Here is a 26,369-nt window from a genome sequence, read left to right on the forward strand (position 1 = left end):
GGGCACGGGCGCGGCGGGGGCGGGGCCCAGCAGCCGGCTGTGCGGCATGGGCCACGCGCCGGTGTGCACGGCGAGCTTCCCCGTCATGGCCACGGCCAGCGATATCTGGAACGTGCAGATGTACGAGATGATGCCCATGTCCCCGAACACCTGGTTGATGTACGTGGCCACCAGCCCGACGATGATGAGCGCGGCGGCGCGGTACTCCGACTCCGTGGCGCGGTGGTACGCGCGCACCACCAGGTAGACGGTGACGGCCAGGTACAGCCACACGCCCGTGTAGCCCAGCATCCCGCCGAACGCGAACAGCCCCAGCAGCGAGTTGTGCGGGTGGAAGCGGTACTGGGGGAAGACGAAGGCGATGTCCGGCAGCGGGATGGGCTCCAGGAACTCGTGCCCGTAGCCGGTGCCCAATATCGGGAACTGGGCCCACGTGGCGATCATGTCCAGGTTCTCGATGTCGCGGTAGTCCAGGTTGCCTTCGCCGCCCTGGCCGTCCACCAGCGACCGGATGGTCTGCACCGGCGCGAAGACGGACGAGCCGGAGTTCCACCCCGCCGCGATGTACACGATGACGAAGGGCGCGAAGAAGGGCAGCGTCCGCACCAGGAACCGCTTCAGCGGCGTCCACGGGTTGATGAGGAAGGCCGCCAGCAGACAGCCGGCGAAGCTGACATAGGCCAGGCGCCGGTCATTGAAAATCATGCCAATGCCAATGAAGGCGATGATGGCCAGGCCGCGCAGCACGTGCGCGGCCTTGGGCTTCTCGATGAAGCGCATCGACGCCACCAGCAGGGCGAAGACGAACGTCATCGAGTCCGAGTGGGACGTGGTGTACTCCACCTCCACGCCCAGCTCGTGCACCACCACCATGGCGAAGTAGGTGCTCACCGCGGACTTGGTGAGGCCGGCCAGGATGATGGTCTTCGCGAAGGCGGGCCAGTCCTCCGGGCCCCGCATGGCGTAGTGATACATCGCCACGATGAAGGGCATCATCGCGGCCTGGTGCCATTGCCACAGCGAGTTCTTGATGTCCCCGCCCCGGGCGATGCCGCGCACCTCCATCCAGAGGATGGCGACCAGGGACAGCGCCACCACGGCGATGAGCGGCCGGGGCATGGGCAGCGGCACCGGGTCGATGGTGGACTTCGTCACCCGCCGGTACATCGCCAGCCCCATCAACCCGAGGATGAGCACGTCCACCAGCGGGAAGCGCAGCGCCCCGATTTTGGTGATGTAGCTGAGCTGCGCGAACATCAGCTCGCCCAGGGGGTGGAGCGGTGAGGGCCACAGGCCGGACTGCGGCCGCTCCGGCACGTAGTCCACCGCCAGGACGAGCCAGGTCACCACCAGCACCGGGTACTTCACCGGCACCTTCAGGATGACCCACACCACCCCCAGGCACAGCACGGGGGCCAGCGCGACCACGGGGTGGATGACGGCGCCGCCCACGGTGGCCAGCACCAGGAAGGCGAGCAGCGCGCCGTAGCGCAGGTAGGGCGGCCGGTGGGGTGCGTACATCGAGACCCGGAGGAGGCTACATCCACGGCGCGGGTTGGGATAGATGGAGTGGCACGTATGCCTGCTCCCCGCCCACGCGTCCTCCTGATTGCCGAGCTGTGCAACCCCGACTGGGTGAGCGTCCCGCTCGAAGGCTGGTCGCTCTACCGCGCGCTGGCAGAGGTGGCGGACGTGCACCTGGTCACCCACGTCCGCAACCGGGAGAACATCCTCAAGCAGGGCGTGCAGGAGGGCTCGCAGTTCACCGCGCTGGACTCCACGCCGGTGGAGAAGCCGCTCGACAAGGTGGGCGAGGCGCTGCGGGGGCGCACCGGGGTGGGCTGGACGACGGCCACCGCGCTGAGCGCGCTGCCCTACTACTACTTCGAGGAGGTGCTCTGGCGCCGCTTCGGGCCGCGCATCGAGGCGGGCGAGTTCGACCTGGTGCACCGCTACACGCCCATCAGCCCCACCACGCCCAGCACGCTGGCGGCGCGGTGCAAGAAGGTGGGCGTGCCCTTCGTCATGGGGCCGCTCAACGGCGGCCTGCCCTGGCCCAAGGGCTTTGGCGGCGCGCGGCGGCGGGAGAAGGAGTGGCTGAGCTACATCCGTGACATCTACAAGCTGATGCCCTTCTACAAGTCCACGCGGGAGAACGCGTCCGCCATCATCACCGGCTCGCGCGCCACGCGGGGGCAGGTGTCTGGGCAGTGGCAGGGCAAGACGGTGTACGTGCCGGAGAACGCCATCGACACCCGGCGCTTCGGCACGGCGAAGTCGGAGGGCCCGGTGGAGCTGCCCCTGCGCGTGGCCTTCGTGGGCCGCTTCGTGCCCTACAAGGGCATGGCCATGTTGATGGAGGCCGCCGCGCCGCTCATCCGCGAGGGCAAGGTGGTGCTGGAGTACATCGGTGATGGCCAGGAGATGGCCAACCTCCGGGCGCAGGCGGCGCGCGAGGGCATCGAGTCCGGCGTGACGTTCGCCGGCTGGGTGAAGCACCAGGAGCTGCAGGGCCGGCTGGCGAAGAACCACCTCTTCGGCTTCCCCAGCGTGCGCGAGTTCGGCGGCGCGGTGGTGTGCGAGGCCATGGCGCTGGGGCTGGTGCCCATCGTCATGGACTACGGCGGCCCGGGGGAAATCGTGAGCCCGGCCACCGGCTTCGCCATTCAAATGGGGACGCCGGAGGAGATTGTCCTGCGCGTGCGCGAGGTGCTGACGAAGCTGGCGGCGGACCCGTCCGTCATCCGCCCCATGGGCGAGCGCGCCCGTGAGCGCATCTTCAAGTACTTCACCTGGAAGGCGAAGGCGGAGCAGGTGCTGGAGGTGTACCGCTGGGTGAAGGGCGAGCGCGGTCAGCCCGACTGGGGCATGCCGCTGGCGGACTGAGGGCGCGGCCTCACTCGTCCAGGCCCAGCTTGCGGTACAGCGTGCGCCGGTTGATGCCCAGGATGCGCGCGGCGGCGGCCTTGTTGCCGCCCTGCGCCTCCATCACCCGGCGCACGTAGGCGCGCTCCACTTCTTCCAGGGGCGCGTCCTCCCCCGAGGCGCGGCTGAGCAGCGACGTCAGGCCGCTGTCGCCGCCGCCCGGCAGGTCGAAGTCCTCCGGCACCAGCGTGTCGTGGTCCGCCAGGGCCACCGCGCGCTCCAGCAGGTTGGCCAGCTCGCGCACGTTGCCGGGCCACGCGTGGGCCAGCAGCCGCTTCAGCGCGGTGGCGGACACGCCCAGCACCTCGCGCTGCTGCTGCTCGCCCAGGCGCCCGAGGAAGAAGTCCACCAGCGGCAGGATGTCCTCACGCCGCTCGCGCAGCGGGGGCACCTCGATGCGGATGACGTTGAGGCGGTAGTAGAGGTCCGCGCGGAAGCGGCCCTCACGCAGCAGCACCTCCAGCGGCTGGTTGGTGGCGGCCAGCACGCGGGCGCGCACGGGCGTCTCGGTGCTCGAGCCCAGGGGCCGCACGCGCCCCGTCTCCAGGGCCTGGAGCAGCTTGGCCTGCACCTCCAGCGACAGCTCGCCCACTTCATCCAGGAAGAGCGTCCCGCCGCCCACCGACACGAAGACGCCGGCCCGGTCCTCGCGCGCGTCGGTGTAGGCGCCGCGTCTGGCGCCGAACAGCTCGCTCTCCGCCAGCCCCGAGGGCAGGGCCGCGCAGTTGAGCGGGAGGAAGGGCTGGGCGCGTCGACCGCTGGACTCGTGGATGAAGCGCGCCAGGGCGCTCTTGCCGGTGCCCGTCTCGCCGGTGAGCAGCACTGTGGCGTCGCTGCGCGCCGCGCGGCGGGACACCTCCAGCGCCTTCTGCATGGCGGGGCTGCGGGCCACCAGTCCGCCGGGTGTGTCACCGGGGACGGCCGCGCGCAGGCGCACGATTTCGCGGCGCAGTTGCCGCTCGCGGAAGGCGCGCTCCAGCGTGAGGACGAGCGCGTCGACGTTGAAGGGCTTGGTGACGAAGTCGCACGCGCCGGCCTTCACCGCCGCCACCGCCAGCTCCACGCCGCCGAAGGCGGTGATGAGCACCACCAGCTGGCCCGGCTTGCGCGTCAGCAGCGCCTCCAGCACCTCGGTGCCGCGCATGCGGGGCATCTCCACGTCGGTGATGACCAGGTCGAAGGACTCGCGCTCGAAGAGGGCCAGCGCCTCCTCCGGGGAGGTGCGCCCCACCGCCTCGTAGCCCCGCGCGTCCAGGGACTCACAGAGGAAGTCCACCACGCCCGCGTCATCATCCAGGATGAGCAGGCGCCTTCTGGGAGTGCTCATGCCGCCCCCGCTCCTTCTTCCTTCTCGGAAGGAATGTGCACGACGAAGTGGGTGCCCTGGCCCGGGCGCGACGTCACCGTCACGGCGCCGCCGTGCTCGGCGACGATGGCCTTCACCACCGGCAGGCCCAGGCCCGTGCCGCCGTGGGCGCTCCAGGTGGTGAAGAAGGGCTCGAAGACGCGCTCCAGCGCCGCTTCATCCATGCCCACGCCAGTGTCCTCCACGGACAGGCGCACGCCGTGGCGCTCGCGCAGGCCGGGGGCGGGCTGGAAGGTGGACGGCGCCAGCGTCACCCGCACCTCGCCGCCTCGGGGCGTGGCGCGCAGCGCGTTGGTGAGCAGGTTGAGCGCCACCTGCTGCAGGCCGTCTCCATCCGCCAGCACGCGAGGGAGCGGCTCCTCGCGATGGAAGGTCAGCCGGACGTCGCGCTTGCGCGCGTCGAACTCCACCAGCTCCACCACCGCGCGCACGGAGGCGAGCGCGTCCAGGGACTCCAGCCTCGACGGCTTGCGGCGGGCCAGGTCCAGGAGCTGGCGGACGATGCGCTCGATGCGCTCCGACTGCTCCACCAGGATGCGCGCGTTGCGCCGCACGTCGTCGGGCAGCTCGGCGCGCGCGGCCAGGGCCTGGGCCCGTCCGTTGAGGATGAGCAGGGGTGAGCCGATTTCGTGCGCCAGCCCCGCGGACAGCTGTCCCACGGCGGCCAGCTTGTCCACGCGTCGCAGGCCCGCCTCCAGCGCCAGCCGTGACTCCGCCTCGGCCGACAGCCGCTGCCGCGCCTCGCTCAGCTCCTTCACCATGCCGTTGAAGGCGTGGACGACCTCGCCCACCTCGTCGTCACCGCCGGGTGTCACGGTGGCCGAGAAGTCGCCTCCGCGCACCGCGCGCATCGCCCCCACCACGCGCTCCAGGGGACGCTGGAGGTAGAGCAGCAGCAGCAGCCAGCCCACCAGGGAGATGCCCGCGATGAGCGTCAGCACCGACAGCACGGTGGAGCGGGTGGTGGCCTCCAAATCCTGCCGCAGCCCGTCCAGCGGCTTCAGCACCGCGAGCGCCCCCACCACGGCGGCGCTGTCATCACTGTGCAGGGGCAGGACGATGAGCAGGTGCGACAGCTCCTCGGGGCCCGCGAAGTGGGTGAGGGCGTGGTGCGTCTTCACCACCCGCCGGGAGGCCTCCTCCACCAGGTGCAGCGTCCGCGAGCTGCCCGGCGAGCGCACCACCGGCTCGCCCCGGGCGTCGAAGACGAAGACGTCCACGGTCGGGTCTCTGTGGTCCAACGACTCCAGGATTTCGTTGACGTCCGCCGCCTGCCCGTCCCGCAGCGCGTTCTCCATGGCCACCTGGAGCGCCGTGGCCAAGAGCCGCGTGGCCTGCTCGGTGGCCGTCCGCAGGTCGTGCTCCTCCTTCTGGAGCTGGCTGTAGCCGTAGGAGCCCAGGATGACGGCGCTCGTCAGCGTCAGGCCCAGGCCCAGCTTCGTGGAGATGCGCACGCCGGGCACTGTGGCGAAAGTGCACAGGTGGTTCAATAAGCATCAGTCCCGCCTGCTCGCTGAGCGTCGCCGTTCTCAGTAATTACAATAGGTTGAAGGCGCGGTGCGGTGGACCAGGACTTGCCCAGGGGCTGGGGCATGAACAGGACCCTGCTCCTTGGCCTCTGGGCCTTCTCCGCCGCCTGCTCGGGCGCGGCCACCGCCTCCGCCCCCGCCGAGCGCGCCGCGCCCGTTCCCCTGAAGGAAGGCGTGGTGCGGCTGGCCGAGGTGTCGCGGGCCTTCGTCACCGTCGCCCCGGTGAAGGCGGACGCCAGCAGCGCGGCGCTCCAGGCCCCCGCGCGCGTGGCCTTCCGGGACGGGGCGCTGTCGCGGCTGGTGGCGCCGCTGGCGGGCCGGGTGGTGCGCGTCCACGTGCGCACCGGCGACACGGTGAAGCCGGGCGACGCGCTGGTGACGCTGGACTGCCCGGAAGCGGCGTCATCGCGCACGGCGGTGGCCACCGCGACGGCGGCGCTGCGCGAGGCCCAGTCCGCCTTCGAGCGCGAGGTGCGCATGTCCGAGCAGGGCGTGACGACGGAGCGCGAGCGCCTGTCCGCGGAGACGCGGCTGGCGGAGGCGCGGGCGGAGCTGGCGCGGGCGCAGGCGTCCGTGGGCTTCGTGGGCGCGGGCAGCGGCACCACCGTGGTGCTGCGCGCGCCGCTGGCGGGCACGGTGCTGAGCCGGAGCGCGGCGGAGGGCATCGCCGTGCAGCCGGGCGGGGACGTGCTGGTGGAGGTGGGGGACCCTTCGGCGCTGTGGGTGGTGGCGGACGTGTTCGAGCGCGACTTGTCGCTGGTGCGTGAGGGCGCGCGGGTGCGGGTGACGATGCCGTCGGTGCACGCGCCGCTGGAGGGGACGGTGGACTCGGTGGGCGGGGTGGTGGCGGGCGGCTCGCGGACGGCGCCGGTGCGCATCACCCTGGAAACGCAGGCGCAGGGGCTGCGGCCCGGCATGTTCGGACGCGTGCGCATCGACGCGCCGGACGCCAGCCTGACGCTGCCGGTGGAGGCGGTGCTGCTGCGCAACGGCAAGGAGTCGGTGGTGTACGTGCAGCAGGACGCGGGCACCTATGTGCGGCGGCCCGTCGTCGTGGCGCAGCCGGTGGAGGGGCGGGTGCAGATCATCGCGGGCCTGTCACCCGGAGAGCAGGTCGTCACCCGGGGCGCGCTGCTGCTGGATGGCGCGGCGGACCAGCTTCTCTAGGCGCGGCGAGGACCCCTACCCATGTTGCGAGCACTCATCGCGTTCTGTGTCCGGAGCCGCCTGCCCGTCCTGCTGCTGACGCTGGGCATTGGCCTCTTCGGTGTGAAGGCCTACCTCGAAACGCCGGTGGAGGCGTTTCCGGATGTCACCAACCTCCAGGTGAACGTCATCGCGCAGATGCCCGGGCTGGCGCCCGAGGAAATCGAGCGGCAGGTGACGGTGCCCCTGGAGCGCGCGCTCAACGGCACGCCGGGCATGGTGCAGATGCGCAGCGAGAGCCTGTTCGGGCTGTCGCTCATCTTCCTGACTTTTGATGACGGCGTGGACCCGTTCAAGGCGCGCACCATCGTCGGAGAGCGCATGTCCAACGCGGACATGCCGGACGGCGCGGACGTGCGGCTGGCGCCCGAGGCCACGCCGCTGGGGAAGATCTACCAGTTCCGCGTGCTGAGCGACCGGCACACGCTCACCGAGACGCGCTCGGAGATGGAGTGGAACATCGCGCGGCACCTGCGCCAGGTGCCCGGCGTGGCGGACGTGCTCAGCCTGGGCGGCTTCCTCAAGGAGTTCCACGTCCAGGTGGACCCGTCGCGGCTGCTCGCGCACGAGCTGACGCTGGCGGACGTCACCGAGGCGCTGGAGCGCTCCAACCGCAACGTGGGCGGCGGCTTCCTGCGCCAGGGCGACCAGGAGCTGCTCATCCGCGGCGTGGGCTACCTGCGCGGCGCGCGGGACGTGCAGGGCATCGTCCTCAAGAGCGAGGACGGCACGCCGGTGACGGTGGGCGACGTGGCGCGGGTGGTGGCGTCGCACACGCCGCGCCGGGGGTCGGTGAGCCACAACCTGGACATGGACGTCACCGAGGGCGTCGTCCTGCTGCGCCGGGGAGAGAACCCCAGCACGGTGCTGGAGGGCGTGCACGCCAAGGTGGCGGAGCTGAACGCGCGGGTGTTGCCCAAGGGCATGCGCATCGAGCCCTTCTATGACCGGAACGACCTGGTGGGGCACACGCTGTCCACGGTGCACCACAACCTGCTGCACGGCGCGCTGCTGGTGGTGGCGGTGGCGTGGCTGTTCCTGCGCAGCCTGCGCTGCTCGCTCATCGTCGCGTCCGTCATCCCCCTGGCGCTGCTGACGGCCTTCATTGGCCTGAAGATGGTGGGCCTGCCCGCGAACCTCATCTCCATGGGGGCCATCGACTTCGGCATCCTGGTGGATGGCGCGGTGGTGCTGGTGGAGAACGTGCTGCACGAAGCCGGAGTGCAGCGGCCCCGGCGGCGCAAGGAGCTGCTGGGGCTCATCCTGCGCTCGGCGCTGGACGTGGCGCGGCCGACGTTCTTCGCGATGGCCATCATCATCGCCGCGCTCATCCCCGTCTTCACGCTGGAGCGCGTGGAGGGCCGCATCTTCCGGCCGCTGTCGCTGACGTACAGCTTCGCGCTGGTGGGGGCGCTCGTCTTCGCGCTGACGGTGGTGCCCGCGCTGTGCGCGCTGCTGCTGCGGCCTCAGGACGCGGAGGTGAAGGAGCCGAAGCTGCTGAGCACGCTGCGGGAAGGCTACGCCCGCGCGGTGACGTGGCTGATGCCGCGCAAGACGCTGGTGTTCGCGAGCATGGCGGCGCTGGTGCTCGTCACCGGCGTGGTGGGCTCGCGGGTGGGCAGCGAGTTCCTCCCGGAGCTGGACGAGGGCGACATCAACGTCTTCGTGGAGATGCCAGCCAGCATCTCGTTGGGCAAGGGCGCGGACCTCCTCCTGGAGGTGCGGCGCAGGCTGCTGGACTTCCCGGAGGTGAAGGAGGTGCTCGTCGAGCAGGGCCGCCCGGAGGACGGCACGGACAACGAGGCCGTCAACATGGGCAAGACGTTCGTCCGCTTCGCGCCCGAGGAGACGTGGCGCGAGGGCTGGGACAAGGAGCGGCTGGTGCGGGAGATGCGCGCCTCGCTGCTGGAGATTCCGGGCGTCAGCTTCAACTTCTCGCAGCCCATCAAGGACAGCGTGGAGGAGGCCATCAGCGGCGTGCGCGGCAAGGTGGTGCTGAAGATTTTCGGCACGGACCTGGCGGCCATGCGCGGCACGCTGGAGCAGGCCGTCACGTCGCTCCAGAAGGTGGAGGGCGTGGTGGACCTGGGGCTCTACCGCGACTCCAGCGTGCCGCAGCTCCAGGTGGTGCTGGACCGCCCCGCGCTGGCGCGGGCCGGCATCGACGTGTCCACCGCGCAGGACCTGGTGGAGACGGCCCTGGGGGGCAGGGTGGTGACGGAGCTGTGGGAGCAGGAGCGGCCCGTCCCGGTGCGCGTCATCCTGCCGGGCACGGAGCGTGATGACGAGGCGCGCATCGGCGGCATCCTGGTGCCCACGGCCAGCGGCGGCCATGTCCCGCTGCGCGAGGTGGCGCGGCTGGAGAAGGCGTTGGGGCGCGCGAGCATCAACCGCGAGGCGAACAGCCGCACGCTGGCGCTGAAGTTCAACGTGGAGGGGCGCGACATGGGCTCGACCATCCAGGAGGCCATGGCCACCGTGGAGCGCGAGGTGACGGTGCCGGAGGGCGCGTTCCTCAAGTGGGGCGGCGAGTTCGAGAACCAGGAGCGCGCGCTGGGCCGGCTGGCGGTCATCGTGCCCATCTCCTTCCTGGTGGTGTTCGCGCTGCTCTACGCGGCGCTGGGCTCCATGCGGAGCGCGAGCGCGGTGCTGGCGGGGGCGCCCTTCGCGATGTGCGGCGGCGTGCTGGCGCTGGCCGTCACGGGAATCCCATTGTCGGTGAGCGCGGCGGTGGGCTTCATCACGCTGCTGGGGCAGGTGTGCCTGGCGTCGCTGCTGGTGGTGAGCGCGGTGGATGACCGGCGCAAGGCGGGCGAGGCGCTGGGGGTGGCGCTCCCGGCGGGCGCGTCCAGCCGCTTCCGCGCGGTGCTGATGACGGCGCTGCTGGCGATGCTGGGGCTGCTGCCGGCGGCGCTCTCCAGCGGGGCGGGCAGCGAGACGCAGCGGCCCTTCGCGGTGGTCATCATCGGCGGGCTGGTGACCGCGGTGCTGGTGTCGCTGTTCGCGCTGCCGGCCTTGTACGCCGTCATCGTCGGGAAGCACGCCGCGTCCACGGGCTCTCGGGGCGACGAGGACGATGAGGACCTGGACGCCGGTGTGGAGCACCTGGGTCCGAAGGGCCACGGCCCGGAGCAGGGCACGGCGGGGGTGGCGGCGTGAGGCGCTTCATGGGGGCACGAGTCCGCTGGTCACCGCCCGGCGTCATGCCCGGTGGTGGCGGCACGAGGCGCGGCATGGCGGGCCGCAAGGCCCGGCGACGGTGGAGCATCGAGCTGCTTCGGCGCGACACCGTCTGCGGGCCCGTCCCGCGGAGTGGTGTGCGGTCAGCGAATGGCGGCCTGAGGCGCTTCATGCCGGTGCGCGCGCACTGGGCGGTGCCGGAGACGGAGCCGTGTGGCGCCAGCCGGGGTTTCAGCACAGAGGGAGCGCCATGGCTGTCGTTGGTGACGGAAGGCGTTCAGGGCGAAGCGGAGGTGACGGAATGAAGCGGTTCATCGTCTGGGGCGTCCTGGGCGCGTTGGCGGCCGGGAGCGCCGGGGCTCAACAGGCAGCGGCGCCTTCTCTGGAGCGTGTCGCGCCAGACCGAGTCACGCAGGCGCAGCGTCCGTCCGACGTGCCTCCGCCGGAGCGCTTCGCAGTGGCGCAGCTGCGGTCTGAGACCCAGGCGGCCGGGTCTTTGGAGGAGCGGAACCGGTCCGAGGCGGCGCCGCCCGAGCGCATCACCCTGGAGCAGGTGCTGTCGCTGCTGGACGAGCGCAGCCCGTGGACCGCGGCGGAGCGCTCGCGCATCGACGTGGCGGCGGCGGACCGGGTGGAGGCGAGCATCCTGCCCAACCCGTCGTTCAGCTACGGCACGCAGCTCCTGGCCGCGGGCGTGAACACCGGCTCATCGGTGGTGCACGAGCTGTCGCTGGAGCAGCCCCTGCTCCTCTTCGGGCAGCGCGGCGTGCGCCGTGAGCTGGCGGAGCGCAACGTGTCCGCCGAACAGGCACGCGTGAAGGCCTCCATCGCGGAGCGGGCGCTGGCCGTACGCGAGGCCTTCGCGGCGTTGCTGACCAACCAGGAGGAGCTGCGCGTGCTGGAGGAGACGGCGGTGGACCTGGGACGCGTGGAGAAGGTGGTGAAGGGGCGCGCCGCGGCGGGTGACTCCAGCCGGTACGACGTGGAGCGCATCGAGGTGGAGAGCCGCGCGCTGGAGGTGGAGGTGCTGAACGCGCGCGTCAGCGTGGCGGACGCCTCCGGCCGGCTGGCCGCGCTGCTGGGCATTGAAGGGTGGCACCCGAGGGCGCAGGGCTCGCTGCGGCCCACCGGGTCCCTGCCCGACCTGCCGCTCCTGTGGGAGTCCGCCCAGCAGCGTCGGCCGTCGCTGGTGGCGGCACGCGCGCGGCAGGCCGTGGCACGAGGCGGCCTGGACGTGGCGCGCAGGGAGCGGCTGCCGGTGCCGTCCGTGGCGGCGGGCGTCATGCTCACCCGGAACGAGCAGAGCACCATCGCCTTGGTGGGCGTAGGGTTGCCGCTGCCCCTCTTCGACCGGAACCAGGGCGCCATCGCCCGGGCGTCCGCGGAGCTCCAGACGGAGGCCCGCGCGCTGGAGGCGGAGGTGGCCCAGGCCCGCGCGGAGCTGACCCGGGCGCACGCCGTCCTGGAGGGCCGCAAGGGCGCGTTGACGCGTCTGGAGCACGACGTGGTGGAGCGGCTGCCCACGGTGCGCCGGATGGCCGAGGACGCCTATCGAGAGGGACGCGGCGGCATCCTGGAGCTGTTGGACGCGTTCCGCTCGCTCAAGGACATGCGGGTGCTTCACCTGAAGCAGCAGGAGACGGTGAAGCTCGCGGAGGCGTCCGTGCTCTTCGCGGCGGGGTTGGATACGGCGCCTTGAAGGGACGCACTGGAGGCTCGCGCCTGGCGGAAGGGCCACGCCAGGCGCGAGCGCGGGACTCAGGGCAGGGTGGGCACGCGGTCGAAGTCCATGGTGCTCACGGGCGCGAAGGCCTCGAAGCGGTCCGCGCGGTGGTCCAGGGCGCGGGCCTTGTGGATGAGGGCGCCCAGCTCCGCCACGTCCTCGCGCGCCTTCAGCGGTTGGCCAAGCTCCTCCCAGAGTGAGAACAGGGCGTCGTAGGTGAGCGTGCGCACCCAGTAGGAGCCGCGCAGCTTCTCGGCGAAGGCGGCGGCCACATAGGACAGCCGCGTGGGCGGCGTGGCGCGGCCGTAGGCGGGGCGGAGGACGCTCGACGGCAGCGGCTTCTCGATGAGCTTCGAGTCCCCACCCTCCGGCGCCTTGTAGCGGATGCGCAGCGTGCCGAAGGACGCGGACGGTTCGGTGAGCTTCACCTCGTAGAGCGCGGTGACGGCGTGGCCCGCGCCGATTTCGCCCGCGTCCACGCGGTCATCGGCGAACTGCTCCTGGGTGAGCATGCGGTTCTCGTAGCCGAGCAGCCGGTAGTGGGACACGGCCTCCGGGTTGAACTCCATCTGGAGCTTCACGTCCTTGGCCACGACCTGGAGCGTGCCGGTGAGGTCGCGCACGAAGAGGCGGTGCGCCTCTTCAATCCGGTCCACGTAGGCGTAGTGGCCCTCGCCCACCTGGGACAGGCGCTCCATCAACACGTCGTTGTAGTTGCCCATGCCGAAGCCGACGGTGGACAGGGTGATGCCCTTCGCCGCGCGCGAGCGGATGCGCTCCCAGATGCTGTTGGCGTCGGTGAGCCCGGTGTTGGCCACGCCGTCCGAGCAGAGGATGACGCGGTTGATGCCGCCCTCCACGAGGTGAGAGGCCGCGAGCGAATAGCCCATCTCCAAACCCGCCTGCGCGTTGGTGGAGCCCTCGGTGTGCAGGCTGTCGATGGCGGCGCGGATGATGTGCGCGTGCACGGCGCTGGTGGGCTCCAGCACCAGGCGCGCGGTGGAGCCGTACACGACGATGGAGACCTGGTCGCGCTCATCCAGCCCGTTCACGAGCAGGTGCAGTGAACGCTTCACCAGGCCCAGCCGGCGCTCCAGGTTCATGGAGCCGGACACGTCGATGACGAAGACGAGGTGGCTCGGCTTGCGCGCCACGCGGGGGACCTCCCGGGCTTTCACGCCGACGTGGATGACGTGGTAGCCCTTGCGCACGGGGGACGGGAAGCCTTCCACCTGGACGCTGAAGGGGGCGTTGCCCTGGTGCGTGTAGCCGTAGTCGAAGGTGTTGACGAACTCCTCCACGCGGACGGCCTGTTCATGAGGCAGGCTGCCGCGCTCCAGGTAGGCCCGCGTCAGCGTGTACGACGCGGAGTCCGTGTCGACGGAGAAGGTGGAGAAGCGCTCCTCCTCCGTGGTGACGGTGGGATTGACGCCGTACCCCTGGAAGTACATGTGGAAGGGGGAGACCGGCGCGGGCGTCACGGCGGGCGCGGGGGGCTCGACATGCTGGAGGACGAGCCGAGGCGCGCTCGGACGCCTCGGAGGCACCACCGGACGGCTCAGGGGCTGCGAGGGCAGGATGGAGGAGGGCGGGCCGTTGATGGCGACGCCGTAATGGTCGCTGTTGGCGCTGGGGGAAAGCTCCGCCAGACTTTCGTAGGAGCGGGAGGGGCCACCCTTGCCACCCGGACGGGCGACGGCGATGCGCTTGATGAACTCCTGGTCGACGTTCACGCCCATGGTCGTGGAGCCCACGTCGAGGGTCGGTGGGGCGCCGGTAACACCTGAGAAGAGCTCCGCAGGTAGATCGGAGAGGAGCTCCACGTCGACCCGGATGGTGCGGTCGTGACGCAGTTGAATGGCCGTGCGTGTATAGGGTTTGAACCCCTGCTTCTCGAACGTGAGCGTGTACTCGCCCGGCGGCAGCTGCGGGAGACGGTAGCTCCCCCGTACATCCGTGGTGGCCGCCAGGAAGCCCTGGAGGCTGGGCGAACTCGCGGTCACGACAGCATGGGCGACGGGAACGCGCCGATAGGCATTACGCACCGTCCCGACGATGGTGCTGGTGTTGGCGTGCGTGCCGGCATCGGACTGCGCCAGCGCGGGAATGGCGAGTAGCAGCAGGAAGACGCACAGCACACTGCGAGCGACGGAATGCATCGTGGGCCACCTCGGATGAACAGGAGGTGGCCATCTTCCCGAGAGCGCTCGTGCCGAACTTCACGAGCGCCTCGTCGCTTCATCACGGTTCCAGCATCGGTCGCGCGGCAGGATGACGGCGTCTTCACCGGCTCGCGCCGTCACTGACACAACGGGCGCCTCGGTTCCTCCCGAAAGTTGGCTCGATAGCGTCAGACCCCAATCCTGCTTCAGCGCGTCCACGATGGCAGGCAGTCGTTGAAGCCACGCCCGGCCTTCGCTTCCGGCCTCGAGTGCTTTGCGTTGGAGGACCTCGGGGAGGTCAATGCGAAGTGGCATCAGACGAAGAGGCGGTCTTCCCGGTGGAGCCTGCGTCGTCCCTTGGTGAGCACGGCCATCCGCGTTGCCTCCTCCGCCCAAGCCGCATCTGCTGCGTGCGCCGCACAGTTCCCTCGCGCAAGTCTAAAGTCCAATGCGAGGCAAGCGCCTCGAATGACCCAAGGGGAGCGAGGGTAGGACGGAGAACGGTGGGCCGTTGAGGGACATACGGGGCTCGGGACATTTGGGACCGGAATGCTCGAAGGAGAGGGGCGCGCCGATCCTGTTTCATGGACGAGCGTCGCGGGTGCGCTTGATGAAATCTGGGCCCAGTTCCACTCCCGGAGACAGTGTGCAGCTCTGGTCGATGGTCGGCGGGACGCCGATGACACGTACCGGCTCCTCGGGTGGAGCGGTGAGGAGCTCCACGTCGACCTGGCGGGTCCGGTTGAGCCGCAGTTGGACCGCCGAGCGTGTGTGGACCTTGTACCCTTCCTTCTCGAACGTCAGCGTGTAGTCACCCGGTGGAAGCTGGGGGATGCGGTATCTCCCTTCTGCGTCGGTCGAGACCATCAACTCTCCCTGGAGGCTGGGAGAACGCGCGGTCACGATGACATCCGCGAGGGGCAGGCTCTGATGCGTGTGACGCACTCTCCCGACGAAGGTGCTGGTGTTGGGGTGCGCGTCGGCATCGACCTGAGCCAGCGCGGGAAGCGCAAACATCAGTGGGAAGAAGCACAGCACACTGCGAGCGAACAGATGCATCGTAGGCCACCTCGGAAGAACAGGAGGCAGGCAGCTTCCAGAGAACACCCGTGACGAACTTCACGAGTACCTCGTCTCTTCATCACGGTTCCATCACAGGGGAGGCGTGCCGGACGGTCGCGTGGCCAGCGCTCACAGCTCAGTACCGCATGCGCCACGTCCATGTCTCGGGAGCCCATGTTCCTGCCTGTGAGTTCGCGAGCACCGGACCGAGGAATGCCCGCACCGCCGCAGCGAGTGCGTCCAGCGTCAACCAGGGGAGGACGTCCTCGCGTGCCATCTTCGCGTAGGGCTCACGCCACGGCTCAGGCGGTTCGGGGACGAAGTACGGAAGTGGATGTGTTCCACGGAACGAGAAGGTCTGCTCGAACGCCGCTCTCAGGCGCATCGAGTCGATTTCCCGCGTCATGGCGAGCAGTGCGAGGTCGGGGAGGTCCTTGACGCGCGTGTTGGGCCGGGCGCGCGGCAACGTGTACGCGTGAAGTTTTTCCGCGAGATGCGTCTCGACGGGGTAGAGGCGCAGTGTGGGCGAAGTGATGCCCGCGAAGCCCGTCGTACTTCATCCCGTCGTTCTGGATTTCAGGGTGCGCTGAGTCAGCGCGAACCTGGAAGCGCATGAAGTCTCCCAGGTCGAGCTGGCTCGCGTCCTTCAGCCGTCGAAGCACGTCGACAGGGGGCCCCACGAATCGGAGATCCACGTCCCGCGTCGTTCGCGCCCGGCTCAGCCGGAACTCGAGGACCAGTCCTCCCTTCAAGGTGACGGAGTCCTCGAAGACATGCGCGACCCGCGCGAGGAACCGATCGAAGACGAGGAGTTGTCGCCTCCGTGCGAAGGCCACCCCGGAGGGCGTCGTCGCGCCGGAGGCGCTGTTCGAGCGCGTGCTTGAAGCCCGCGGCGTTCGTGTACCTGCGAGGTGTCATGCGGAGGTGTCCTAGAGACGTTGGGCCGCACTCTGAATACCCACCAGGTCTGACGTGAGAATGAGCCCGCGTGACAGTGCCTGCGCGATGGCCTGATTCAGCAGGTCGGGTGACACATGCGCCGTCGCGCAATCCAGCAAGGTTCGGCGCGGAGAGGTCCCGGGGATGGGACCGAACCAGACGCGCTCCTATTCGCCAACATCGGCATGGTGGAGCACCGCGCCGGGAGGGACACGGAACCGGCGTCGTTTCCAGGCCGCCGGCAGCGTCAGGTGCACGCGCGAGGGCAGGACATCCGACAGGCCGTGAAGCGCCAGCGCGGTCTCATGGGAGAAGACGCCTTTCCGCTCCGACCAGAGCCAGACGGCGACCAGGTCCTCGTGCTCGCTGGCCGGGAAGTGCACCCACCGGTAGATGCCGCGCAGCACGCGCAGGAACCTGCCAGCCCGGACATGGTGGGAGAGCACCTGCGCCGAATACCCCGCCTCCAGCGCCTGCTGCGCGGTGAAGAGCCCTGCCTGCCCCGCGACGATGTCGAAGAGCCGGTCCGAATCTGGCTGACCACGGCGCGCCGTTCCCACGCACGAAACTCAAGTCCAACTTGAGCTCCGTGCACGCCACCCGCTACCGGTGCTCCCCCTCACGCGACGTCCGCACCCACTCGCCGCGCTTCTCCGCGCCGGGGCCGCGCAGCATGAGCCACACCTTCCACACCACGTAGACGGGCGCCCAGGCCAGGTCCAGCAGGCCCCGAGCCCCCACGCCGGACACCCACCAGCCGCGCAGGACATACGCGCCCAGGCTCGCCACGCTGAAGCCCGCCACGCCCAGCGCCCACGGCAGCGGAGCGCGGGTCCACCAGGCGAACGCCCCGGCCAGCACCGCGCAGCCCACCGCGGCCAGCACCAGCTGGCTCAGCGGCGGCACCAGCACGTCCATGGCGATGTCCAGCAGCGTGCCGTCCCGCTTGCGCAGGCCGTCCTTCAGCAGCGGCCACCCGTGCAGCTTGCGCATCTGCGCGCGGCCACCCTCCCAGCGCTGGCGCTGTGAGCGGCTCTGCTTCTCCGCGGACACCATCTCCCCCAGCACGTCCGCCTCCCAGACGTAGTGCACGCGGAAGCCGTGGCGCGCCAGGCGGATGCCGTACTCCAGGTCCTCCACCACGCTGAAGGCGTCATGTGGCACCTGGGCCAGCGCGTGGTGCGTGAAGCACATGCCGTTGCCGCGCAGGCCGCACGACACGCCCATCGCCTCGCGGCCCTGCGAGCGCACCTTGTGGAACATGCCCAGGGCGATGGTCATCAGCCGCGTGCGCCAGGACGCCGTGGGGTTCATCACCCCGTAGTGCGCCTGCATGGCGTGCGCCCCTTCAAGCCCGCCCTCCTTGCCCTCGATGCGCATGGCGAACGCCGTCAGCAGGTTGGGCGTCACCACCGTGTCCGCGTCCACCACCACCACCGCTTCGGCGAAGCCGTCCCGCTGGCTGAACTCGAAGGCGTGGGCCAGCGCGTAGCCCTTGCCGCGTTTCTCCGTGTCCTGCCGCTCCAGGACGAAGGCGCCCGCCTCGCGCGCCTTCTGCGCCGTCGCGTCGGAGCAGTTGTCCGCCACGACGATGATGCGCCGCAGGTGCGCGGGGTAGTCCACCGCGGACAGGTTCGTCACCGTCCGGGCGATGCCCAGCTCCTCGTTGTGCGCGGGGATGATGATGTCGAACTTCCGCGGCCCGATGCGCGTCGCCGGCGGCCGGGGCCGATAGGAGCGCAGCGTCAGGGTCAGCAGATAGCCACACGCCACCGCCACGGGAAGCTGCGCCACGCACAGCGCCACGTCCAGCCACGTCCACGATGTCACGACATGCACCCCCGAGCGCGCTGTTCAGCGCCGCTCCAGCTCCGCCAGCACGGGGAGCTTCAGAATCCGCTCGACCTGCCACTTCTCCAGGATGCGCCGGCGGATGATGTCCAGCGCCAGCGCCGCGAAGATGCCCATGCCGATGCCGCCCACCACGCCCGCGGCGACGATGAGCTGCACCTTCGGCTTGGACGGCCGCTCCGGGAAGGTGGGCGGCGACAGCACGCTGAAGCGGTGCTTCATGGACGCGCGGGAAATCTCCAGCTCCGTGCGCGCCTGGTCCAGCCGCCGCATCTTCTCCTGGTGCCGCATCACCAGCATGCGCACCCGGTCCGCCGCCACCGACACCTCCGGGTCATCCGACGTGGCCGGCCCGCCGAACGTCGCGCCGCCCAGGGCCGCCGTCGCAAGCCCGGACTCCAGCTCGCCCGGATCGCCGCCGTTGCGCACGTACTCGTTGATGAGCTCCGTCATCTCCGAGCGCAGCGCAATCAACTGCGGCGAGTCCTCCTGGAGCGCGGAGATGCGCTGCTCCAGGTCGGTGATGATGGGGTGCTGCGGCGAATAGATGACGCGCTGCTCGGAGAGCTGGTTGCGCAGCTCCGTCAGCCGCCGCGAGCGGAAGTCCTCTACGTCGCCAATGGCCCGGCGCTTCGTCTGAATCATGAAGCGCATCTGCGCCAGCAGGTGGTCGGTGTTGATGCCCAGCGCGGCGTTGGCGGCGGCCGTGGGGCCTCCCCGGCGTCCCTGCTTCGCCTCTTCCTTCTTCCGCCGCGCCTCCACGCGCTTCACCGCCGCGTTGAGCTGGCCAATCGCCTGCTGGATGCCCTCGGCCTCGTCCACCACCTGCTTCTCCAGGATGGTGATGGCCTCCTGCACCGCGCCCATCTCCGCCGCCTGGCGCATGTCGAGGAAGTTCTGCTGCGCCTCCTGCACGATGTTGAGCGCCAGCTGCGGGTCGCTCCACTCCACGCCGATGGAGACGGTGCCCGTGCCGCCCTCCACGCCGACAATCATCGCCTGCTCCAGCATGGCGGTGAGCGCGTCGCGCTTGTCGTCGTCCGACATGGGCGCGGGCGGCTTGCGCAGCACCTTCTCCTTCAGCCGGTTCAGCGGCGAGCGCTGCAGCTCCCAGTACTCCACCAGCTTCGCCTTCGCGACGATGGACCGGAGGTTGTCGTGCTTCATCACCATCTCCCACGCGGCGCGCGTGGGCTGGTCCGCGTCCACGGGGATGGAGCGCCCGGGGTTGGCCAGCGAGGAGATGATGAAGTTGCGCTGCGTCAGCATCCGCGTCTCCACGCGGTACTTGCGCGGCATGATTTTGCTGACGCCCACCGCCATGGCGGACACCGCGCCCATCACCACCAGGGCGAGGAACCAGTGCCGCAGCACCGCGTTCTTCAAATAGAAGACCGCGTCGATGACGAAGCCCCAGTCGATGAGGTCCGCGGGCGCGTTCGTCTCCGGGCGCTCCGGAGTGAACGCGGGGTGCGGCGGCACCAACTGGGGGCGCGGCCCGGGAGCCCCGGGCGCGGGGTGCGTCACGGCTTCCTCCTGGCTCCAGTGCTCTTGAGGAGCGACCGCACCCGGCGGGTGAACTCCTCCTGGGTGAAGGGCTTGCCCAGGTAGCCGTCGGCGCCGGCCTCCTCGGCGTGCGCCTTGTCCTCCGGCAGGTCCCGGGCGCTCACCACCAGCACCGGCACGTCCGCCATCGTCGCCGAGCGGCGGATGTGCTCGCAGAGGTCATAGCCGGAGATGTCCGGCAGCGTCAGGTCCAGACACACGAGGTCGGGACGCGCGGCCGTCTCCAGGTGCTTGAGCGCGGCGCGGCCACTGGGCAGCTCCACCACCTCCTTGAACCCCATGTCCCGCAGGTAGTCGCCCAGCATCTTCCGGAAGAAGGGGGCGTCCTCCACCAGGAGGACCGTGTGCAGGTCGGACTCCATCCGTCGTCAACCTTTCTGAAACTCGCTCAGCCGAACCCGAGCCGTGGCACCCAGACGAGGACGCCATACGTGTATGCCGCGTTGAAGAGGACGAACCAGAGGATGGCCTTCTTCAGCCCCCGCATCGGATGCGGATCCCTCGCCGCCTTGGCGGGCAGCGCGATGGTGAGGATGAGGACGGACATCAAGATGAGCTTCGCCATGGCGCCAGCCCTCAGAGACTACCAGTTTGTCGCACGGACAGGCCCAGCGTTGCAGCCCAGGTCAGCCGGGCCGCCGGGAGCTCGGGCGAGCGGCTCCACGTCCCTCGGAGGTCGGTATCCACGGACACCCACCGTGTGAGAATCCAGGAACCGGTGAAGCCGCCGGAGAGGATGCTGTCCCCACTGCTGCCGCCCACGGCCGCGGCGCCGCCGCCCACGGCGGACACCCGCACGCGGGGCCCCAGTGCCCACGTCCCCGTCAGCGTCAGGTCCGCCCGAGGGTAGACGCGCGCCGTCAGCCGGTCCGTGAAGGGGACGACTCGCAGGTCCGCCCGGCCATTGAAGTCCGCGGTGCGCGAGGGAATCCGGTGGCTCACCCCGACATTCAGGTTGGGGAGCAGCTCCGTCCGGGGCGCGTCCAGCGGGCCGGGCTCGGGCTCGCCTTCGCCGGGGGGCACGGGGATGGAGCGCACCACGCTCACGCCCGCGCCGGCCTCCAGGGAGGTGCGTCTGTCCACCCGCTGGCCCCAGGCCTCGCGCAGCGTGACGATGGTGTTGTTCGCCCCGGTGGAGAAGCGCGCGGCGTTGAACGCCACGGAGGTGGTGATGGCGCTCAGCGGGGACAGCGCGTGGCTGAGGGACACGTCCGCGCGTGGGCCATACTGCAGGGGCACCGCTTCGCGGGCGGGCCCGTCCAGGCCGCCGCTGATGGAGAAGCCGCCGGAGCCGGTGAGGTTCCACCGCCGCCCCAGCCAGCCGGTGTCCGCCGTCAGCGTGGTGGCCGAGGACAGGAAGTAGACGGTGTCCGCCTGGGGCAGGGGCTGGAGGGGACCGCCACCTCCGGGAGGCCGCAGCGGCCCGTCCGGGTCCGCGCCCGGCGTGCCGCCAGGCAGGGAGCCCAAGTCCGTGGTGAGGAGGTTGACGCTGCCCAGCACCAGCTCCTCCGACAGGCGCAGGGACAGGCCGCGCTCGGGGCGCCACAGGCCGGCCAGGCGGCCCATGTGCTGGACCTCGGTGCGCGCGCGGGCGGTGACCTCGCGCAGGCTGATGCGCGGGGCGTACTCCACCTGGAGCGCGGTGTTGCCGTCGCGCAGCTCCAGGCCCAGCAGCGGGGTGATGTCGGTGTCACCCGCGACGCTGGGGGCCTCGGGGGCGGGGTCCTCGTTGGAGCGCAGGCGCGAGTCGACGCGCGCGGCCGTGGCGTAGCTGACGGAGGCGGAGGACACCTCCAGCCACGCGACGGTGAGGACCGTCCCCAGCACGGGCTACTCCACCACCACCACGTCACCGGGGCGCAGGCGGAAGGTGGGCGCGCGTCCCTCGGCGTGGATGAGGTCGTCGTAGCGGAAGCGGATGCGCTCGGGCGCGGCGCCGTCTTCCTGGCGCATGACGAAGATGCGGTCCTTGTGGGCGTACTCGGTGAAGCCGCCCGCGCCGGCCAGGGCCTCCAGCACGCTGGCGCCCGGGTCGATTTCCAGCGGCCCGATGCGGTTGACCTCGCCCACCATGGTCACCTTGATGGGGCGCGCCATCTCCAGCGCCACGGTGACGACGGGGTGGTTGATGTAGTCCTTCAGCCGCGTCTGGATTTGCTGCGACAGCATGGCCGGCGTGTGGCCCGCGGCCTCCACGTCGTCCAGGAAGAGCAGGCTGATGCGGCCGTCCTCGCGCACGCGGGCCTGCGTGGTGAGCGACTCCTGGTTCCACACGCGGATGTTGAGCAAATCCCCCGCGGCGATGCGGTACGCGGCGTCCACCGGGGGCGGCTTCTCCTGGTAGTCATCCACCCAGGTGTACTTGCCCAGGCCCCGGCAGGCGGGCGCCAGCAGCAGCAGCGCGGCGCAGGCGAACATGCGCCAGGGGCGGCGCGGGGCGGAAGGCAGCTGGCGGTGCGTGGACGGCATGAGCAGCGGGACTCTCCTCAGGGGGTGGGCGCGGCCTCGGGCGCGGGGTTTCCACGGCGGCGGGCGATGCGCACCACCTGGAGCACCTCGCCGGGACGCACCGCGCCGGTGGCCAGCACCGCGACGAGGTACAGCGCGGCCTCCACGGTGAGGCGCAGCCACGGGTTCAGCGAGGCCAGCAGCGTCTGGTCCAGCGCGGCGATGGCCACGCAGATGGCGGCCGTCTTGGCCATCATGGACAGCAGGCGCGTGTCGAAGGCCGCCTTGCCCATGCGCCCCAGCAGGCTGATGGTGACGCAGATTTCCATGAGCAGCATGGCCAGCGCCGTGCCCGCCGCGCCGCCGCCGTTGCCCAGCGCCGAAAGCATCAGCGGAATCAGCAGCAGGTTGAGGATGGGAATCAGCACCACGCTGCCAATCACGCTGGTGATGGTCACCCACCACTCGCGGTTCGTCATGGTCAGCCACAGGCCCGCGTTCATCGTCACGAAGGCCAGCACGAACAGCGGCGACATCAGCCGCAGCGGCATGGCGGACTCGGAGAACGCGCCGCCCATCAGCCCCACCCACAGCGGGGCGCCCAGGACGATGAGCATCATCATGGGCACGGTGACGGCCAGCGTGCCCTCCAGCGCGCGGCGCGTCAGGTTCGTCAGCTCCGCCTCGGAGCGCTCGGCCGCGCGCGACGCCAGCGGCATCAGCACCCAGCCGAACACCGGGTTGAGGAAGAACGTCAGGCCCGCGATGTTCCACGCCGCGCCGTACCAGCCCACCTCTTCGTGGCTGGAGACCATGCCCAGAATCATCACGTCCAGGCGCCCGTTGGCCGCCAGCGCCGCGCCGGTGATGAAGAAGGGCAGGCTGGCCTTGAGCACCTTCAGCGTGGCCGGCACGTCCACCTTGAAGGTGAGCCCCATGTGCTCGCGGGCCAGGTACCAGCCCACGGCGAGCTTCACGGCCTCCGACGCCACCAGCGGCGCCGCCAGCCACGGCAGCGGCAGGCCCGCCACGGCGACGGCCAGCAGGCCTCCGCCCCACACCAGCTTGGTGACGATGTTGGAGACGGACAGCCCCGCCACCTTGCCCTTGGCGTGCAGCAGCGCGGCCACGGAGGCGTTGATGATGATGAGCGACTGGGCCAGCGCGAAGGCGTAGACGAGCTGGCGCACCTCGGGCGGCTCGTCGAAGTGGGCCATCACCAGGGCCATGGCGCCCATCAGCATCGCGGTGAGGCCCAGCCGCAACAGCAGCGTGCTGCCGAAGAAGTCGCTGGCGTGCTCGGGCCGGCGCGACACCTCCTTGCGGATGTACATCTCCAGGCCCAGGTGGGTGGCGATGAAGAAGACGGCGGAGAAGCTGTCGGCGTAGTTGAAGCGCCCGAAGCTCTCCGGCCCCAGGTGGGCCGGCAGCAGGAAGCGCACGCCCATGGCGATGGCGTACGTGATGAGCAGCGAGCCGCCGAGCTGCAGCCCGTTGCGCACCGCGCCCATCGCCTCATGCGAGCGCTCGCGCTCGCCCGCGTCCTGCGAAATGGAGTGGCTGGGACTGTTCACGGTGGGAGCGTGCGGTCCCGGCGCCTGCCAGGACTGCCCGGGTGCATAGAAAACGAGCGGGGGCGGCACGTCAATGCCGCCCCCGCAAAGGTTGGGGTGCCTGAAGGCTTGCTAGCTGGCGCCGCGGCCCGTGAGCACCACCGGCACCGTCTGCAGCAGCAGGCGCAGGTCGCTCGTCAGGCTCCAGTGGTCGATGTACTGCATGTCCAGGTACATCCAATCCTCGAAGGAGATCTGGTTCCGTCCCGACACCTGCCAGATGCAGGTGAGTCCCGGACGCACCGACAGGCGGCGGCGCTGCCACGCCTCGTATCTGGCGACCTCGGTGGGCACCGGCGGGCGCGGCCCGACGATGCTCATCTCCCCGCGCAGCACGTTGATGAACTGGGGCAGCTCATCAATGGAGAACTTGCGGATGAAGCGGCCGATGCCGGTGATGCGCGGGTCGTGCTTCATCTTGAAGACGGGGCCCGTCTGCTCGTTGAGCGCGGCCAGCTTCTCCTTCAGCTCCTCCGCGTTCACCACCATGGAGCGGAACTTCAGCATGTAGAAGGGCTTGCCGTTCTGCCCCACGCGCAGCTGCTTGAAGAAGATGGGGCCCTTGGAGGTGAACTTCACCGCCAGCGCCACCACGCCCAGCAGCGGCAGGAGCGCCCACAGCGCCGCCGCCGACACGCAGATGTCGAACAGGCGCTTCATCGCCATCTGGTGCGGCTTGGGGCTCACCGCCGCGAAGTGCAGGAAGCCGTCCGCCACCGCGCGGCGCTCCACCGGGCGGGCGCGGTCCAGGCGGAAGCTGTGCGCGGGCAGCGCGAAGGGCACGCCGAAGCGCTCGGCCAGCTTGATGGCCGCCTGCATGGATTCGCCCTGCTTCAGCGTGTTGCCGGCGATGTACACCTCATCCACCGCGGTGTTGCGGAGGATGTGCTCCAGGTCGTCCACCGACCCCATGACGGGACCCGGCAGCTCCCCCGTGGAGCCGTTGTCGTCGTGGAAGCGCACGTAGCCCAGAATCTGCCGGCGGCCGCGGTTGGCCAGGTCCTCGCCGGTGTAGCGGCCCATGGCGCCCGTGCCCACGATGAGCACCGCGTCCATGGGGCGCTCCTGCGAGGCCACCGGGCGGAAGACGCACAGGCGCAGCAGCAGCGTCACCGGCCAGAAGATGAACAGCAGCGGGCCCACCACCGGCGCCGTCACCACCGTGGGCAGCGCCACGCTGCCCAGCGTCAGCACCGTCACCACCGCCAGCGTCGTCACCGACACCAGCGCCACGTGGTCCAGCTTGCTGCGCTCGGCGAAGCGCGAGTCGTACAGGCACAGCGCCGTGCCCGTCACAATCCACACCATCCACGCCGCCAGCACCAGCCCCGACACCTTCCAGCCGGACTCCGCCGACAGCTGCCCGCTCAGCCACGCCGAGCCCACGAGCACCGACGACAGCAGCATCAGGTCCACCGTGAGGTTCAGCTTCGCCGCGAACCCCGGGGCCAGCTTGGGCGGCCCCTGCACCTCTTCAATTGCTGGTCCCTGAGCGTTGGCCGACCCAGGAACCCCGACCACCGCCGCACTTGCCGTTGCGCCGCTCATCGTGTCCACCCCCCTCTGCTGCTCACTTTCGTGCAGTTGAAGCAGAGGTCGCCGTTGAGGCTAGAAATGTTTAAGTCGGAAGGAAACCAGTTTTGCCCGATATCGCGGCGCGTTGCAACCCCTGCCGCGTCAGTAAGACGTGACAGCGGGTGAAATCTTGGGACGGCCCTACCGAGGTTCGAGCGCACCGAACGTCACCAACACATCGTGTTTCACCGCGGCTTCCCGCGCGTTTCCTTCGTCACGGCTTCTTTGCATTTACGATGCCGGTCTGACGCGAGGCATGGATGCTGCCAGGCGCCGGGCAGTCTCGGGAAGGGCGTCAGGAATTTCAATGGGTTACATTTATAGCAGGCGTTCGGGGCCGGTGTAGACGTTGAAGCGCCCGTTCCGGACGAACGTCGCCAGCGTCATTCCAGAACGCAGGGCCAGGTCCACCGCGAGGGAGCTGGCGGCGGAGACGCCCGCGACGATGGGAATCCGGGCCATGGCGGCTTTCTGGATGATCTCAAAGCTGACGCGTCCGCTGACGGCGAGCACCGCGGGCTGACGCGTCAATGGGAGGCGAGGGGCCCGGAGGCCCCGCACGGTGCCGGCCAGCACCAGCGTTCCTACCGCCTTGTCCACGGCGTTGTGGCGGCCCACGTCCTCATGGGCGGCCAGGAGGTGGCCGTCGGCGTCGAGCACGGCGGCGGCGTGGACGCCTCCGGTGCGGGCGAAGTTGCGCTGCACGTCGCGCAGGCGCTCGGTGGCGCGGGCCACGGCGTCGGGGTGGAGGACCGGGCCGGCCGGCAGGGGCGGGCACACGGCGAGCAGATCATCCACGGTGCGCCGGCCGCACACGCCACAGGCGGAGGTGGTGAGGGTGCCCCGGCGCGCGGTGCTCACGCGCTCCACGTCGAGGAAGGCGCCGGGGGCGGGGGTGACTTCGATGACGTTGCCGAAGCCCTCCTCGCCCGGCCGTCCGCAGTGCGCCAGCCCGCCCAGGTCGTCCACGCTCTGGAGGATGCCCTCGGCGAAGAGGAAGCCGGTGGCCAGCTCGCGGTCGTGTCCTGGCGTGCGCATGGTGGTGGCCACTGAGTCTCCGCTGACGCGGATTTCCAGCGGCTCCTCCACGGCGAGGTCGTCCTCCTGGGGAGGGAGCAGCGTGGCGCCGTTCCATCGCTGGACGGAGCGGCGCGTGACGCCGCGGGCCTCCGCGGGGGGCAGGGGCGCGGGGCGGCTCGGGCGCAGGTGGGCCTGGAGGAGGTC

The 26,369-nt window shown here is 70.4% G+C and carries 20 protein-coding genes and 1 pseudogene; 4 read left to right on the forward strand and 17 right to left on the reverse strand.

Going from position 1 to position 26,369, the window contains the following annotated elements; genetic code table 11:
* Positions 1 to 1,521, reverse strand: a 1,521-nt coding sequence (gene wzy, locus HV826_RS32010; RefSeq protein ID WP_176420855.1) for an exopolysaccharide repeat unit polymerase, incomplete at its 3' end; no start/stop codon positions are given.
* Between the two features lie 57 nt (positions 1,522 to 1,578).
* Here wzy and epsH point away from each other — a divergent pair.
* Positions 1,579 to 2,886: an exopolysaccharide biosynthesis glycosyltransferase EpsH gene (gene epsH, locus HV826_RS32015; RefSeq protein WP_176420856.1), complete on the forward strand. Its 1,308-nt coding sequence runs from the start codon at positions 1,579 to 1,581 to the stop codon at positions 2,884 to 2,886.
* Between the two features lie 10 nt (positions 2,887 to 2,896).
* Here the strand turns inward: epsH and HV826_RS32020 are convergent, their stop codons facing one another.
* Together HV826_RS32020 and HV826_RS32025 are read right to left on the reverse strand one after the other, a co-directional pair.
* The gene (locus HV826_RS32020) at positions 2,897 to 4,252 is read right to left on the reverse strand and encodes a sigma-54 dependent transcriptional regulator (protein ID WP_176420857.1); all 1,356 of its coding nucleotides are present in this window, start codon (positions 4,250 to 4,252) and stop codon (positions 2,897 to 2,899) included.
* Positions 4,249 to 5,745, reverse strand: coding sequence for an ATP-binding protein (locus HV826_RS32025; RefSeq protein WP_368671040.1), 1,497 nt, complete (start codon positions 5,743 to 5,745; stop codon positions 4,249 to 4,251). Before HV826_RS32025 ends, HV826_RS32020 begins: the two co-directional genes overlap by 4 nt.
* 138 nt (positions 5,746 to 5,883) lie before the next feature.
* Between HV826_RS32025 and HV826_RS32030 the strand changes: the two genes are divergently transcribed.
* From HV826_RS32030 to HV826_RS32040, 3 genes are all read left to right on the forward strand, one after another.
* Positions 5,884 to 6,987 (forward strand): efflux RND transporter periplasmic adaptor subunit, encoded by a 1,104-nt coding sequence (locus tag HV826_RS32030; RefSeq protein ID WP_176420858.1) that lies wholly within the window; start codon positions 5,884 to 5,886, stop codon positions 6,985 to 6,987.
* Positions 6,988 to 7,008: 21 nt separating this feature from the next.
* The gene (locus HV826_RS32035) at positions 7,009 to 10,185 is read left to right on the forward strand and encodes an efflux RND transporter permease subunit (protein ID WP_176420859.1); all 3,177 of its coding nucleotides are present in this window, start codon (positions 7,009 to 7,011) and stop codon (positions 10,183 to 10,185) included.
* A 322-nt stretch (positions 10,186 to 10,507) separates the two neighbouring features.
* The gene (locus HV826_RS32040; protein ID WP_176420860.1) at positions 10,508 to 11,905 is read left to right on the forward strand and encodes a TolC family protein; all 1,398 of its coding nucleotides are present in this window, start codon (positions 10,508 to 10,510) and stop codon (positions 11,903 to 11,905) included.
* A 59-nt stretch (positions 11,906 to 11,964) separates the two neighbouring features.
* On the opposite strand, the gene HV826_RS32045 is transcribed toward HV826_RS32040, so the two are convergent.
* From HV826_RS32045 to fdhD, 14 genes and pseudogenes are all read right to left on the reverse strand, one after another.
* Positions 11,965 to 14,088, reverse strand: coding sequence for a von Willebrand factor type A domain-containing protein (locus tag HV826_RS32045; protein WP_176420861.1), 2,124 nt, complete (start codon positions 14,086 to 14,088; stop codon positions 11,965 to 11,967).
* 585 nt (positions 14,089 to 14,673) lie between these two features.
* A complete protein-coding gene (locus tag HV826_RS32050; protein ID WP_255208410.1) occupies positions 14,674 to 15,150 on the reverse strand; it encodes a carboxypeptidase-like regulatory domain-containing protein in 477 nt (158 codons plus the stop codon).
* A 139-nt stretch (positions 15,151 to 15,289) separates the two neighbouring features.
* Positions 15,290 to 15,688, reverse strand: coding sequence for a nucleotidyl transferase AbiEii/AbiGii toxin family protein (locus HV826_RS37630; protein ID WP_368671043.1), 399 nt, complete (start codon positions 15,686 to 15,688; stop codon positions 15,290 to 15,292).
* 64 nt (positions 15,689 to 15,752) lie between these two features.
* Positions 15,753 to 15,989: pseudogene (locus HV826_RS38180) on the reverse strand (nucleotidyl transferase AbiEii/AbiGii toxin family protein); the annotation flags it as partial.
* 270 nt (positions 15,990 to 16,259) lie between these two features.
* Entirely contained in the window at positions 16,260 to 16,652 is a 393-nt protein-coding gene (locus HV826_RS37635; RefSeq protein WP_368671041.1) for a type IV toxin-antitoxin system AbiEi family antitoxin domain-containing protein, read from the reverse strand.
* A 43-nt stretch (positions 16,653 to 16,695) separates the two neighbouring features.
* Positions 16,696 to 17,931 carry an exopolysaccharide biosynthesis GT2 family glycosyltransferase EpsU gene (gene epsU / locus HV826_RS32065; RefSeq protein WP_176420862.1) on the reverse strand — a complete coding sequence of 412 codons (1,236 nt, stop codon included), beginning with the start codon at positions 17,929 to 17,931 and terminating at the stop codon, positions 16,696 to 16,698.
* A 15-nt stretch (positions 17,932 to 17,946) separates the two neighbouring features.
* Positions 17,947 to 19,470 (reverse strand): PCP family exopolysaccharide biosynthesis protein EpsV, encoded by a 1,524-nt coding sequence (gene epsV, locus HV826_RS32070; RefSeq protein ID WP_176420863.1) that lies wholly within the window; start codon positions 19,468 to 19,470, stop codon positions 17,947 to 17,949.
* On the reverse strand, positions 19,467 to 19,871 hold the full coding sequence (epsW, locus tag HV826_RS32075; RefSeq protein WP_176420864.1) for an exopolysaccharide biosynthesis response regulator EpsW: 405 nt from the start codon (positions 19,869 to 19,871) through the stop codon (positions 19,467 to 19,469). The genes epsV and epsW overlap by 4 nt, the downstream gene beginning before the upstream one ends.
* Before the next feature lie 26 nt (positions 19,872 to 19,897).
* Entirely contained in the window at positions 19,898 to 20,074 is a 177-nt protein-coding gene (locus tag HV826_RS32080; protein WP_011557330.1) for a hypothetical protein, read from the reverse strand.
* An 11-nt stretch (positions 20,075 to 20,085) separates the two neighbouring features.
* Positions 20,086 to 21,336: an exopolysaccharide export protein EpsX gene (gene epsX, locus HV826_RS32085; RefSeq protein ID WP_176420865.1), complete on the reverse strand. Its 1,251-nt coding sequence runs from the start codon at positions 21,334 to 21,336 to the stop codon at positions 20,086 to 20,088.
* A gap of 3 nt (positions 21,337 to 21,339) precedes the next feature.
* Positions 21,340 to 21,978 (reverse strand): exopolysaccharide export protein EpsY, encoded by a 639-nt coding sequence (gene epsY / locus HV826_RS32090; RefSeq protein ID WP_176420866.1) that lies wholly within the window; start codon positions 21,976 to 21,978, stop codon positions 21,340 to 21,342.
* A 17-nt stretch (positions 21,979 to 21,995) separates the two neighbouring features.
* Positions 21,996 to 23,531: an exopolysaccharide biosynthesis flippase gene (gene wzx / locus HV826_RS32095; RefSeq protein WP_176420867.1), complete on the reverse strand. Its 1,536-nt coding sequence runs from the start codon at positions 23,529 to 23,531 to the stop codon at positions 21,996 to 21,998.
* Between the two features lie 111 nt (positions 23,532 to 23,642).
* Positions 23,643 to 25,127 carry an exopolysaccharide biosynthesis polyisoprenyl-phosphate hexose-1-phosphate transferase EpsZ gene (epsZ, locus tag HV826_RS32100; protein ID WP_368671042.1) on the reverse strand — a complete coding sequence of 495 codons (1,485 nt, stop codon included), beginning with the start codon at positions 25,125 to 25,127 and terminating at the stop codon, positions 23,643 to 23,645.
* A 336-nt stretch (positions 25,128 to 25,463) separates the two neighbouring features.
* The coding region (gene fdhD, locus HV826_RS32105; protein WP_255217522.1) for a formate dehydrogenase accessory sulfurtransferase FdhD at positions 25,464 to 26,369 on the reverse strand (906 nt) is incomplete at its 5' end.

Source organism: Myxococcus sp. AM010, from assembly GCF_013372585.1.
Classification (GTDB): domain Bacteria; phylum Myxococcota; class Myxococcia; order Myxococcales; family Myxococcaceae; genus Myxococcus; species Myxococcus vastator.